10 protein-coding genes and 2 pseudogenes are annotated in these 13,067 nt (G+C 71.0%); 8 read left to right on the top strand and 4 right to left on the bottom strand.

Features of this window, described 5'->3' with window-relative positions:
• The first annotated feature begins 71 nt into the window (after nt 1-71).
• Together BBK82_RS34145 and BBK82_RS34140 are read left to right on the top strand one after the other, a co-directional pair.
• Nucleotides 72-1,280 (top strand): acetyl-CoA C-acetyltransferase, encoded by a 1,209-nt coding sequence (locus BBK82_RS34145; protein ID WP_065918662.1) that lies wholly within the window; start codon nt 72-74, stop codon nt 1,278-1,280.
• A gap of 61 nt (nt 1,281-1,341) precedes the next feature.
• Nucleotides 1,342-3,401, top strand: a pseudogene (locus BBK82_RS34140) (3-hydroxyacyl-CoA dehydrogenase NAD-binding domain-containing protein).
• A gap of 28 nt (nt 3,402-3,429) precedes the next feature.
• Here the strand turns inward: BBK82_RS34140 and BBK82_RS34135 are convergent.
• Nucleotides 3,430-4,089 carry a TetR/AcrR family transcriptional regulator gene (locus tag BBK82_RS34135; RefSeq protein ID WP_065918661.1) on the bottom strand — a complete coding sequence of 220 codons (660 nt, stop codon included), beginning with the start codon at nt 4,087-4,089 and terminating at the stop codon, nt 3,430-3,432.
• Nucleotides 4,090-4,233: 144 nt separating this feature from the next.
• Between BBK82_RS34135 and BBK82_RS34130 the strand changes: the two genes are divergently transcribed.
• The 6 genes and pseudogenes from BBK82_RS34130 (at nt 4,234) to BBK82_RS34110 (ending at nt 10,037) form a co-directional block, all read left to right on the top strand.
• Nucleotides 4,234-5,460 (top strand): oxygenase MpaB family protein, encoded by a 1,227-nt coding sequence (locus tag BBK82_RS34130; protein ID WP_065921558.1) that lies wholly within the window; start codon nt 4,234-4,236, stop codon nt 5,458-5,460.
• Nucleotides 5,461-5,490: 30 nt separating this feature from the next.
• Nucleotides 5,491-6,705, top strand: a complete 1,215-nt coding sequence (locus tag BBK82_RS34125) for an oxygenase MpaB family protein (protein WP_065918660.1) — start codon at nt 5,491-5,493, stop codon at nt 6,703-6,705.
• Nucleotides 6,702-8,921: a molybdopterin cofactor-binding domain-containing protein gene (locus BBK82_RS34120; protein WP_065918659.1), complete on the top strand. Its 2,220-nt coding sequence runs from the start codon at nt 6,702-6,704 to the stop codon at nt 8,919-8,921. The genes BBK82_RS34125 and BBK82_RS34120 overlap by 4 nt, the downstream gene beginning before the upstream one ends.
• Before the next feature lie 10 nt (nt 8,922-8,931).
• Nucleotides 8,932-9,399: a (2Fe-2S)-binding protein gene (locus tag BBK82_RS34115; protein ID WP_065918658.1), complete on the top strand. Its 468-nt coding sequence runs from the start codon at nt 8,932-8,934 to the stop codon at nt 9,397-9,399.
• 54 nt (nt 9,400-9,453) lie between these two features.
• Nucleotides 9,454-9,579: pseudogene (locus tag BBK82_RS54810) on the top strand (histidine phosphatase family protein); the annotation flags it as partial.
• A gap of 71 nt (nt 9,580-9,650) precedes the next feature.
• Nucleotides 9,651-10,037, top strand: coding sequence for a histidine phosphatase family protein (locus BBK82_RS34110; RefSeq protein WP_237047717.1), 387 nt, complete (start codon nt 9,651-9,653; stop codon nt 10,035-10,037).
• Between the two features lie 52 nt (nt 10,038-10,089).
• Here BBK82_RS34110 and BBK82_RS34105 read toward each other — a convergent pair whose 3' ends face one another.
• From BBK82_RS34105 to BBK82_RS34095, 3 genes are read right to left on the bottom strand one after another with little or no spacing between them, the layout of a single operon-like run.
• On the bottom strand, nt 10,090-11,367 hold the full coding sequence (locus BBK82_RS34105) for a PEP/pyruvate-binding domain-containing protein (RefSeq protein ID WP_065918657.1): 1,278 nt from the start codon (nt 11,365-11,367) through the stop codon (nt 10,090-10,092).
• Nucleotides 11,355-11,951 carry a transcriptional regulator gene (locus BBK82_RS34100; RefSeq protein WP_065918656.1) on the bottom strand — a complete coding sequence of 199 codons (597 nt, stop codon included), beginning with the start codon at nt 11,949-11,951 and terminating at the stop codon, nt 11,355-11,357. The genes BBK82_RS34105 and BBK82_RS34100 overlap by 13 nt, the downstream gene beginning before the upstream one ends.
• Complete coding sequence (locus tag BBK82_RS34095; RefSeq protein WP_065918655.1) at nt 11,948-12,997, bottom strand: TetR/AcrR family transcriptional regulator; 1,050 nt, start codon at nt 12,995-12,997, stop codon at nt 11,948-11,950. The genes BBK82_RS34100 and BBK82_RS34095 overlap by 4 nt, the downstream gene beginning before the upstream one ends.
• Nucleotides 12,998-13,067: the final 70 nt, after the last annotated feature.

The raw sequence follows: 13,067 nt of genomic DNA, 5'->3' as shown, positions 1-13,067 counted from the left end.
ACAGTCAGTCAACAACCCCACCACCTGTCCCCGCCGGACTTGCCGCGGGCGAAGAGGAAGCGTGAGGACCAGTGACCGAAGCATTCATCTACGACGCCATCCGCACCCCGCGCGGCAAGGGCCGCGGCGGCGCGTTGCACCACGTCAAACCGGTGTCCCTGGTGACGGGCCTGATCGACGAGCTGCGGCGCCGCCAGCCGGACCTCGACCCCGCGCGGCTGGACGACGTCCTCCTCGGGGTCGTCACGCCGGTCGGTGACCAGGGCATGAACCTCGCCAAGGCCGCCGCTCTGAAAGCGGGGCTCCCGGACACCACCGCCGGCGTGCAGCTCAACCGGTTCTGCGCCTCGGGCCTGGAGGCGGTGAACACCGCGGCGCAGAAGGTCAGGTCCGGCTGGGACCACCTGGTGCTCGCGGGCGGTGTCGAGTCGATGTCCCGCGTGCCGATGGGCAGTGACGGTGGCGCGATGGCCGCGGATCCCGAGACGGCCTACGACACGTACTTCGTGCCGCAGGGCATCAGCGCGGACCTCATCGCGACGACCGAGGGCTTCACCCGCCACGACGTCGACGCGTACGCGGTCCGGTCACAGCTGCTGGCCGCGCAGGCGTGGACCGGCGGCTACTTCACGAAGTCCGTCATCCCGGTCAAGGACCGCAACGGCGTCATCGTGCTCGCCCAGGACGAGCACCTGCGCCCCGCCACGTCCGAGGAGACGCTGGCCGAGCTGCAGCCGTCGTTCGCGGGTATCGGCGAGATGGGCGGCTTCGACGCGGTCGCGCTGCAGAAGTACCACTGGGTCGAGCGAATCGAGCACGTCCACACCCCCGGCAACTCCTCCGGTGTCGTGGACGGCGCCGCGCTGGTGCTCGTCGGCTCGGAGCAGGCGGGCGCCGAGCACGGGCTCACACCGCGCGCCAGGATCGTGTCCGCCGCGGTCAGCGGAGCCGATCCGACGATCATGCTCACCGGCCCGGCGCCCGCCACCCGCAAGGCACTCGGCCTGGCCGGCCTGACCGTGGACGACATCGACCTGTTCGAGATCAACGAGGCCTTCGCGGCGGTGGTCCTCAAGTACGTCAGGGACCTCGGCCTGCCGTGGGAGAAGGTCAACGTCAACGGCGGCGCGATCGCCATGGGCCACCCGCTCGGCGCCACCGGGGCGATGCTCGTCGGCACCGTCGTCGACGAGCTGGAACGCCGGGACGCCCGCCGCGCCGTCGTCAGCCTGTGCGCCGGTGGCGGCATCGGCATCGCGACCGTCGTCGAACGTCTCTGACTCCAGGAGGAACCACGTGATCGGTTGGGAGCAGGGCTCCGACGGCGTCGTCGTGCTGACCATGGACGACCCGGACCAGCCCGTCAACACGATGAACCAGTCCTACGTGGACGGCATGGAGGCCGCCGTCACCAGGCTGGAGGCCGAACGCGAGACGATCACCGGGGTGGTGCTCACCTCGGCCAAGGCGAGCTTCTTCGCCGGCGGTGACGTCGGGTTCATGAGCAGGGCGCAGCCGGAGAACGCCGCCGAGATCAGCGAGGTGTGCCGGGTGCTCAAGGCCCAGCTGCGCCGGCTGGAGACCTTCGGCAGGCCGGTCGCCGCGGCGTTGAACGGCACCGCGCTGGGCGGCGGCTACGAGATCGCGCTCGCCTGCCACCACCGCGTCGCACTGGACGCCGCGGACAGCAGGTTCGGTCTGCCGGAGGTCACGCTGGGGCTGCTGCCGGGCTGCGGCGGCGTCACGCGCACCGTGCGGCTGCTCGGCCTGCAGACCGCGCTGATGGACGTGCTGCTGACCGGCACCCGCTACCGCCCGGCCCAGGCGCTGGCGAAAGGTCTCGTCGACGAGCTCGCCGCCACACCCGAGGAGATGCTCGCCAAGGCCAGGGAGTGGGTGCTCGCCAACCCGGACGCGCGGCAGCCGTGGGACGTCGCGGGCTACCGGATTCCTGGTGGTGCTCCGTCGAACCCGAAGGTCGCGGCGACCCTGCCCGCGTTCCCCGCGAACCTGCGCAAGCAGCTCAAGGGCGCGACCATGCCCGCGCCGCGCAACATCCTGGCCGCCGCCGTCGAAGGCGCGCAGCTGAGCTTCGAGGCCGGGGAGAAGATCGAGACGACCTACCTGGTCGAGCTGATGACCGGCCAGGTCGCGAAGAACATGATGCAGGCGTTCTTCTACGACATGCAGCACGTCAACTCCGGCGGCAACCGTCCGCTGGGCCACCCGCGGCACGCCGCGCGCAAGGTCGGGGTGCTCGGCGCGGGCATGATGGGCGCCGGGATCGCCTACTCCTGCGCCAAAGCCGGGCTGGAGGTCGTGCTCAAGGACGTCTCGCTGGAGGCCGCGGAGAAGGGCAGGCAGTACTCCGCGAAGACACCTGAGGCGTTCGCCCGGATCACGCCCACCGCCGACGCCGCCGATCTCGCCGGTTGCGACCTGGTGATCGAGGCGGTGTTCGAGGACCCGGACGTGAAGCAGAAGGTGTTCGCCGAGATCGAGGGCGTCGTCGCGGCGGACGCGGTGCTCGGGTCGAACACGTCGACGTTGCCGATCACGAAGCTGGCCGAGGGGGTCGGCCGTCCCGAGGACTTCATCGGCCTGCACTTCTTCTCGCCGGTGGACAAGATGCCGTTGCTGGAGATCGTCGTCGGCGAGCAGACCAGCGAACAGACCATCGCGAAGGCCGTCGACATCGCCCGGCAGATCGGCAAGACACCGATCGTCGTCAACGACAGCCGCGGGTTCTTCACCAGCCGGGTGATCGGCCGGTTCATCGACGAGGCGGTGGCGATGCTCGGCGAAGGCCTGCACCCCGCCTCCATCGAACAGGCCGGTGCGCAGGCGGGTTGTCCGCGCCGCCGTTGCGGTTGCTGGACGAGCTGACGTTGACGCTGCCGCGCAAGATCCGCGAGGAGACCAAGGCCGCCGTACTCGCCGAGGGCGGGCAGTGGCACGCACACGGCGCCGAGGCCGTCGTCGACCGGATGATCGACGAGTTCGGCCGCGGCGGCAGGTCGAGCGGGGCGGGTTTCTACGAGTACGCCGACGGCAAGCGGGTCGGGCTCTGGCCGGGGCTGTGCGAGCACTTCACCGTGGCGGGCCGGGTGATCCCGTTCGAGGACATGAAGGAGCGGATGCTGTTCGCCGAGGCGCTCGACTCGATCCGCTGCCTGGACGAGGGCGTGCTGCGGTCGGTGCCCGACGCCAACGTCGGCTCGATCCTCGGCATCGGGTTCCCGGCGTGGACGGGCGGGGTGCTGCAGTACGTCAACGGCTATCCCGGCGGCCTGCCAGGGTTCGTGGCGCGGGCGGAGGAGCTGGCTGCCGCTTACGGCGAGCGGTTCAGCCCACCAGACTCGGTGCGGGAGAAGGCGGCGAAGGGCGAGCGCTACGAGTGAAGCGCGGGAGGCGTCCCACCAGCCCTCGCTACTGGCGCGGCTCGCGCGGTGGCTCGAGCATCGGCACCAGGAACCGCCGGGCCACCGCGCGCAGCTGCTCATCGTCGTCGAGGTCGATGACGTGGCTGGGGATCACCAGGAAGGAGGCGGAGATCCGGACCATCATCTCGGCGACCACGTCGACGTCGACGGACTCCGCGACGGTGCCCGCGTGCTGCTCCCAGCGCAGCCTGCTCGCGACGAACTCCCGCACGGCGGCCAGCGTCCGGCCCTCGTCGCTGATCATGGACGGCACGACGGCGTCGGGTTCCACGTCCATCAGGCCGCCGATGAGCGGGTTGTCGCGGATGGCGCGCAATGAGCTCACGAACCCGACGACAACGCGGTCCGCCACGGTCCGCGCACCTTGGACGTCGACGATGAACTGGTTGAAGTAGCGCCGGAACTCGCGCCGCACCACGTGTTCGACGAGTGCGTCCTTGGTGGCGAACCGGCGGTAGACGGTGATCCGCGACAGGCCGGCGAGCTTGGCGACGTCGGCCATCGTGGACCGCTTGACACCCCTGCGGCGGAACTGCTCGCGGGCGGCGTCGAGCAGGCGCGTGGTGACCTCGTCGTCGGCGTCCGCGCCCTCGACCGCCTCGCTGAACGCCAGCTCCAGCACCGAACGCGGGTCCGGGGAACTCATGGCGGTCGACGGTACAGGTTCCAACGTCGTTCCCCCTGACGAACTCTGGCGATCATGACCGCGCCTGTGCTCCCATGATACAGAGATACTTGACTTGTTTCATTGTATCAACCCGACATCGAAGTCGAGGAGGACTTCCCTGCGATGGACGGACTCAGCAGGCGCAACATGTTGATCGCCGGCGGCACGCTCGGAGCACTGGGGGCGCTGGGCATGGCCTCCCCCGCGCTGGCGAGGGAGTGGACCTGGGCACCCGCCGGCTCGGTGGCGGGAACCGGTGCCGGCGCCGACCCGAACTGGGTGTGGGACGACGAGGCCGACCAGCTGCTCGCGTCGGTGATCGACCGCGGTGACGTCCCGCGGGTCAACCAGGCGATGCGCGCCTGGACCCGCAACGACCAGCCGTTGCCCGACGGCTTGCCGGCCGACGTGCGCGACTTCATGCAGCGGGCCCGGCAGCTGCCGGCGTGGGCCGACCAGCGCAAGCTCGGCGTCGCGGCCAGGTTCAACGTCAGCAGGGGCTTCTACCTCAACCTGCTCAACGGTGTCGGCGGCGGCATGTTGAGCACGGCGATCCCGCGGGAGGCCCGCGCCGTCTACCACTCCAAGGGCGGCGCCGACATGGAGGACCGCGTCGCGAAGACCAGCCGGCTCGGTTTCGCCGTCGGCGACCTGGACGCCTACCAGCCGAGCGGCGCGATCATCGTCGAGGCGGTCAAGACCAGGATGGTGCACGCGGCCGTGCGGCACCTGCTGCCGAAGTCACCGGGGTGGCAGTCGGGCAGCGATGGTCAGCGCATCCCGATCAGCCTGGCGGACATGCTGGTCACCTGGCACACGCTGCCGACCTACGCGATGCGCAAGATGCTGGAGTGGCGGGTCCCGATCACCTCCGCCGAGTCCACGGCGTACCTGCACGTGTGGCAGGTGACCGCGCACCTGCTCGGCATCCGCGACGAGTACATCCCGGCGACGTGGGACGCGGCGAACGCGCAGTCGAAGCAGCTGCTCGACCCGGTGCTCGGCCCCACCCGCGAGGGCGTGGAACTGACCGACATCCTGCTCGGGCAGCTCGCCGAGCAGACCAGTCCGGCGAGCATCAGCCGGCCGTTGGTCAACGCGCTGGCGCGCTACCTCGTGGGCGACCAGATCGCGGACTGGGACGGCATCGAGCGCGAACCGTTCTGGGACCCGACGATCGCGGCCGTCTGGCCGAAGCTGGTGGGGTTCCGGGAGAAGCTCATCCCGTTGCCGCTGGTGCCGCAGCTCGCCTGGACGATCGACGAGGCGGCGCGCCGCTACATCATGTTCTACCTCACCAAGGGGCGTGAGGTGCACATCGAGATCCCCGACACCAACCGGCCTTCCTGACCCGCGCGGACTCGACGAGGAGTTCCTGTCATGAACGAAATCAGCAGGCGCAAGATGTTGGTCGCGGGCGGGACGCTGGGTGCGCTGTGCCTGGCTTCCCCCGCCAACGCGAGATCTCTGTGGACGTGGTCGCCCAGCGGTTCGCTCGCGGGCTCCGGCACCGGCACCGACCCGAACTGGGTGTGGGACGACGAGGCCGACCAGCTGCTCGCGTCGGTCATCGACCGCGGTGACGTGCCGAGGGTGAACCAGGCGCTGCGCACGTGGACCCGCAACGACCAGCCGTTACCGGACTCGTTACCGGCCGACGTGCGCGACTTCATGCAGCGCGCGCGGCAGCTGCCGGCGTGGGCGGACCAGCGCAAGCTCGACGCGGCCGCGCAGTTCAACCGCACCAAGGGGATCTACGTCGGTGTGCTGTATGGACTCGGCAGCGGGCTGATGAGCACGGCGATCCCGAAGGAGGCCCGCGCGGTCTACTACTCGCAGGGCGGCGCGGACATGAAGGACCGCGTGGCCAAGACCGCGAAGCTCGGGTACGACGTCGGCGACCTGGACGCCTACCAGCCCCAGGGGTCGATGATCGTGACCGCGGTGAAGACGCGGATGGTGCACGCGGCGGTGCGGCACCTGCTGCCGAAGTCGCCGGGGTGGTCCGGCACGAACGGCGGGCAGAAGATCCCGATCAGCCTGGCCGACATGATGGTCACCTGGCACAGCCTGCCGACGTTCGTCATGCGCAAGATGCTGGAGTGGGGCGTCCGGGTCAACTCGACGGACTCGGCGGCGTACCTGCACGTGTGGCAGGTGACCGCGCACATGCTGGGCGTGCGCGACGAGTACATCCCGGCGACGTGGGCGGCGGCCAACGCGCAGTCGAAGCAGCTGCTCGACCCGGCGCTCGGGCCCACCCGCGAAGGCGTGGCGCTGGCGAACGACCTGCTCGACATCGTGGCGGAGGTCGACGGCGGCCTGACGCGGCCGATGATCGCCGGGTTCTCCCGGTACACCGTCGGCGACCAGATCGGCAACTGGATCGGCCTGTCGCGCGAACCGTTCTGGGAGACGCTGGTCCGCACGGCGTGGCCGAAGCTGGTGGCGTTCCGCGAGCACCTGATGCCGTTGCCGCTCATCCCGGACGCCGCCTGGGCGCTGGAGGAGGTCATCCGGCGGTTCGTGCTGCTGTTCTTCTCCGAGGGCCGCCGCATCTCGATCGAGATCCCCGACTCGAACCGGCCCTCGTGAACCGACGGCACTTCCTCGGGTTCGTGCTGGCGGCGCCGACGCTGGTGACCGCGGCGGGGTTCGGGCCGGACGGGGAGATCCCCTCGCCCGACCTCACCCGGCTGCTCGACCTGAACGCCGTGATGACCGCGGCGGCGCTGCCGACCTCCGGCCTGATCAGGGTGGAGGTCGGCGCGGACGGCACGGTGTCGTTCGCGTTGCCGCGGGCCGAGGTCGGGCAGGGCATCACCACGTCCACGGCGATGCTGATCGCCGAGGAGCTGGACGTGCCGGTCGACCGGGTGCGCGTCACGCTGGCCGACGCCCGGCCAGAGCTGCTGTTCAACCAGCTCACCGGCGCGTCCAACACGACCTTCGCGACCTACACGCCGATCAGGGTCGCCGCCGCGACCGCGAGGCTCCGGCTGCTGGAGGCCGCGGCGGCGGTGCTCGGAACGCAGGACCTGGTGCTGCGGAACGGAGTTGTCACCGGTGCCGGCCGCAGCGTCGGCATCGGTGAGCTCGCCGCGCGGGCGGCCAGTGCGGACGTCCGGCAGGTCGCGGTGACGTTGAAACCGCGGTCGAGCTTCACCGTGATCGGCAGGCCGCGGAACCGGGTCGACGGCGTCGCGGCGGTGACCGGGCGCAAGAAGTTCACGATGGACCTCGCCGTGCCCGGCGCGTTGCCGACGATGGTGTGCCGGCCGCCGACGATCAACGGCAAGGTCGGCTCGGTGCCCAACCTCGCCGAGGTCCGCGCGCTGCCGGGGGTGACAGATGTCGTCACCATTTCGACCGGGGTGGCGGTGCGCGCATCGACGTTCGGCCAGTGCATCGACGCCGTGCGCGCGTTGCGGGTGTCGTGGAAACCCGGTACGGCGGAGGGGAAGTCCGACGAGTCGGTGCTGGCGGCGCTGCGGGCGGCCGAGCTGCCGATCGCTCCTTCGCCTGCACCTTCGATCGAAGCCAGGTTCACGTTCCACTTCCGCGGCAACAGCGCGCTGGAACCCAACTGCGCCGTCGCGGACGTGCGTCCTGACCGGGCGGAGGTCTGGTCGTCGCTGAAGGCGCCGATCGTCGCGCAGGAGCTGATCGCGGCGAAGCTCGGGCTACCGGTGCGCGCCGTGACCGTGCACGTGACCGAGGGCGGCGGTTCGTTCGGGCGCAAGCTCTTCTTCGACGCCGCGCTTGAGGCCGTCGAGGTCTCCCGCAAGATCGGCAAGCCGGTGAAGCTCATGTGGCACCGCGCGGACGACACCCGGCAGGGCCGCACGCACCCGATGGCCACCTCGCGGGTGCGGGTGTCGTACGCGGGCAACACCGTGCTGAGCTACGCCCAGCGGCACACCAGCGTGTGCACGGACCTCGGCCACGGCCTCGGGGAGCTGTTCACCGCGATGGCCACCCGGCTGCCGGTCGGGGACATCGGGTTCTCGCAGACGTTCTTCCACCTGTCGCAGTCGATGCCGTACGAGTTCGGTGCGGCCACGCAGTTGCTCGCCGAGACCGACAAGAGCTTCAACACCGGCAGCATGCGCAACGTGTACTCGCCGGACGTCACCTGCGCGCGTGAGCTGATCGTCGACCGGCTGGCGGCGCAGCTGCGGCAGGACCCGCTGCGGTTCCGCCTCGGCTTCCTGCGCGACTCCCGCGCGCGGGCGGTGCTCGAAGCGGTTGCCACCGCGGGGAACTGGGGCAGGCCGATGGCTCCCGGCACCGCGCAGGGCATCGCGTTCCACGGCGAGTACCACGCCGTGAGCGCGGTGCTGGTGGAGATCGACTGCCGCCCGCAGACGGTGAACCGCCCGATCCGCGACGGCGTGACCGGCCCGCGGGTGACGAGGGCCGTGGTCGCCGTGGACGTCGGACTGGCGGTGAACCCGCGCGGCCTGGAAGCCCAGATGCAGGGCTGTCTGATGGACGGCATCGCGCTGGCGCTGACGTCCAGCCTGCACCTGCGCGACGGCCACTTCCTGGAAGCCAGCTGGGACAACTACTTCTACACCCGCCAGTGGAACACGCCACCAGAGCTGGAGGTGGTCGTGCTCCAGTCCGGCGACCGGCCCGGTGGCGCCGGCGAGCTGGGCGTCGCCGCGTCGATGGCCGCGGTCGCCTGCGCCTACGGCCGGGCCACGGGGACGATGCCGACCACGTTCCCGATCAACCACGGCACGCTGTCGTTCACGCCGAAGCCGACCGTGCCGCCCATCCCCCAGTCCCCCACCGACGGCCTGTAGGAGAATTCCCTTGTCAGAGCACACTTTCCGGGTGAACGGCCGGGTGGTGACGATCGAGGTCGCCGACGACGTGCGCCTGCTGTGGGTGCTGCGCGACCTGCTCGGCATCACCGGCCCGAAGTACGGGTGCGGCATCAACGTGTGCAAGGCGTGCACCAGCCACCTCAACGGCCGGGCGGTCAGCCCGTGTTCCATCCCGGTCGGCGCGCTGAAGCCGGACGACGAGGTGACCACGATCGAGGGCCTCGGCGGCGAGGAGCTGCACCCGATGCAGCGGGCGTGGCTGGAGCACGACGTGGCCCAGTGCGGGTACTGCCAGCCCGGTCAGATCATGGCCGCGGTGGCGTTGGTGCGCCGGGCCGAGGCGGAGGGCCGGACGATCACGGAGGCGGATCTCGACGGGATCAGGAACATCTGCCGGTGCGGGACGTACTTCCGGATCCGGGAGGCGATCAAGGCGGGCGCGGAGGCGATGTGACCCTGTCGCCTGTTGCTACCATTCGGATGTTGTCAACATTCGAAGTGGGGCGGGATGGCGACTCGGCACCTGTACGTGGTGCGGCACGGCGCGGCGGACCCGTTCGGCGAGCTGACCGAGGTCGGTGAACGGCAGGCGCACCTGCTCGGGCAGCGGCTGGCCCGGTGCCCGGTCACCGCCGTGTGGCACTCACCGCTGGTCAGGGCGGCGCGCACGGCGCGGATCCTGGCCGAGCACCTGCCGGGCGCGGCGTGGGCGAGGCTCCTGAGCTGGTCGACCACGTGCCGCACGTGCCGGCCGAGGTGCCGCCCGAGTGGGCCGGGTTCTTCGACGGGTACGACGCCGAGGAGGCCGCTGCCGGTGCTCGGGTGGCGGAGGCGTTGACCGCGCGGTTCGCCCGCCCGGCCGAGACGGAGACGTACGAGGTCCTGGTGACGCACGCCTACCCGGTGGCCTGGCTGGTGCGGGACGCGCTCGGGGCACCACCCGCGCGGTGGCTCGGGATGAGCTGCGGCAACACGGCGTTGACGGTGATCCAGTACCGCGCGGGCATGCCGGCTTTGGTGCTGTACAACGACATGGGTCACCTGCCGGAGGAGCTGCGCTGGACGGGGTTCGGACCAGGCCCGCGGCCGTGACCTGCCGGAAGGCTGCGCTGGACGAGGTTCGGTCCGGGCCCGCAGCCGTGAGCTACCGGCGGAGCACGGCTTGCGCGGCCTCGAGGCGTTCGGTCTCGGGGCGTTCGGAATCATCGCCCGACACCTCGTCCGCCCACTCGAGCAACCGGTGCAGATGGGTGTCGGCGGCGGTCGTGACGATCTCGGGCGTGCCGAGCACGACCTCGCCGCTGGTGCCGTCGATGGTGACGAGCGTGCCCGCGGCGAGGTCGAGACGGCCGACCCCGACGACGCCGGGCTTGCCCATCGACCGTGCGACGACGGCGGCATGGCTGGCCGGTCCCCCGCGCGCCGTGACGACTCCGGCGGCCGCGGCCAGCCCGCGGATGTCGTCGGGCGAGGTCTCCGGCCGGACCAGAACGGATGGTCCCGCCATCCGGACGGCCTCGTCCGCCGTGAGCGCCACCCGGCCCGTCGCCACCCCGGGGCAGACGCCCAATCCCCGCACCACGACCTCCGCGCCGGGCGCGATCCTGGGCGTGCGGACGTGCCGGAGGTGCTGCGGTGACACGCGGAGCAGGGCTTCCTCCTTCGTGATCGCGCCTTCGTCGACCAGGTCGGTGGCGAGGCGGACGGCGGCGGCGCCGGTGAACCTGCCGGGCCGCACCTGCAACAGCCACAGCACGCCGGACTCGAAGGTGAACTCGACGTAGCAGGCATCGCGGTAGTGGCGTTCGATCCGGGTGAGCGCGTCTTCCAATTGTTGCCACAGCTCGGGTTCGTGCGTGAGCTCGCGCAGCGGCAGGGTCAGTTCCCGGCCCGACACGACGGCGTCGCCCTGGTGTCCGAAGAGGACCTCGCCGAACGGGGTGTTCTCGCCGGTGCTGGGATCGCGGCTGAAGGCGACGCCGGTGCCGCTGCGGTCGTCGTGGTCGCCGAACACCATCCGCTGCACGATGACGGCGGTGCCGAGGTCGTGCGGGATGTCGTGGAGCGTGCGATAGGTCCGCGCGCGGGGCGTGTTCCACGAGGAGAAGACGGCCTTCACAGAGTCTTCCACTGCTTCCGGGCGCACGTTGAGGATCGTGTCCATCATGCCGGGCATCGACACGGCGGCTCCGGAGCGGACCGACACCACGGACATGCCCGCGACGGCGGCCGTCAGCTCTGCCGCCAGCCCGGCCGGCAGCCTGCCGTCGCGGAGGAACGCGCGGCACGCCTCGGTGGTGATCACCACCGCTTCGGGGACCGGCAGCCCGAGCCGGTGCAGCAGCGCCAGGCCGTGTGCCTTGCCGCCCACCACCTCCGGCGGTTCGTCGAGCGCGGCCGTGACGTGCCTCAGGTGGTCCACCGCTGGATCCCCAGGGTCGCGAGCAGGTCCTCGTGCAGCTCGGCCCACACCGTGTGGAACGAGGCGATGGTGTCGGCCAGGTACTTCCGCTCCCCCGCCCGCGCACGGGCGAGCGCGGTGCCGAGCCGCGTCTCGTAGCGCCCGAACCTCGGCACCGCGGCGGCCAGCTCCCCGATGACGACGACCGCGCGTTCGTGGAAGTCAGCGAACATCCGCACGACGCGGTCATCGTACGCGGCGTCGCGGTGGTCGTTGATCGTCATGACGCCGTCGACCTGCCGCACCTGCCACGCCGTGCAGAGGTCGAGCAGCTCGGGGTTGAGCACCAGGAAGTCCTCGAACGCCTCCTTCAGCGCGGTTCTCGTCCCGGCCGCGTCGAGCTCGGCTGCCGTGCGCTCGGCGTCGGCCGCCTTGCCGGCCTCGGTCAGCTGCCAGCCGCCGAACCCCTTGTGGTGCGTCACCAGCCCCGCCACCGCGAGGTCGATCAGCTCGGACTCCACTTCGGACTCCCCCAGGCCGGTGAACGCCGCCACCCGCCCGACATCGGTCGAACCGACACACCGCAACGCGTGCAGCACGGTCATGACGTCGCCCGCTTTCCCGCCCCGACCGCGTGCCCGGCTCCCCGCCCCTGCGCCCTCGCCACGACCACCCCGTCATGCACCCTGACCGCGACTTCCGTGTCGTCGCCGGCGGCCTGGAGCCCGATCGCCCTCGCCACCTCCGCGTCCTCGTCGAGCACCAGCCGCACGCGCTGCCAGGCGTCGGCCGCGAACACCCTGCGCAGGCTCCGGACCAGATCGGTCAGCCGCAACCTGATGAGCCGCCCGGTCTCCTCCTTCTCCCCCGTGACCACGACCAGCGTGACCAGCTCCCCGGACCTCACCGCCTCCTCGGCCGCCCCGAGCCTGTTCGCCCCCAACACCGCGACGACCCCTTCTCGCAGGTCGGCCTCCTCCCCTCCGATGAGGTCGACCAGCCCTCGTGGCGCAGCCCAGGACTCGGTGCACGCCCGCGCCGGCGCCACGTACGGCAGGTGCGGCGGCGCCCACGTGTCCGCCAGATCGATCTGCGCCAGGTGCCGGCACGCGTGCGCCACGTCGAACGGATCCCCGAACCCCGGCGACGTCTCCGCCCGGTGCACCGCCCCGTCCAGCATCGTCAACACCAGCTCCGCCAACCGCACCTGCCGCGCGCCCCCACCCCGTTCCAGCGCAACGGCCAGCAACACCGCCTCCAGCCGCGCCACCTGCGCCAGCACCGCCCCGTGCGCCTCGTCGAGCACACCGCTCAACGACCGCAACTGCAGCCGCCCACCCGACGCCGAGTCCCCGGCCAACGGCAACCGCTCCAGCCACACCCGCGCGAACACCCCGAGCGCATCGACCTTGGACGCCGGTGACACCTCCGCCGGCGCGCCCTGCTCCACCAGCCCGATCAGCACGGCCAGGTACAACGCCCGCTTGCTCGGGAAGTTCGAGTACACCGCCCCCCGCGTCAACTCGGCCCGCTCGGCGATCCGGTCGACCTTCGCCAGCGCGTACCCGTGCTCGGTGAACTCGTCCTTCGCCGCCGCCAGCACAGCCGCCCTGGTCCGCGCCTGCTGCTGCGCCCTCGTGAGCCTCACCATCGCCGCTCCTCGGTTCCAGATGTTCTCATCATCCAGATTACCTCAACGTCTGAGCAGCCAGGTGGCTAGC

This window comes from Lentzea guizhouensis (genome assembly GCF_001701025.1).
In the GTDB taxonomy this organism is placed as follows: Bacteria; Actinomycetota; Actinomycetes; order Mycobacteriales; family Pseudonocardiaceae; genus Lentzea; species Lentzea guizhouensis.
Note: the sequence above shows the minus strand (reverse complement) of the source record. Positions and strands in the feature narration are given on the sequence as shown.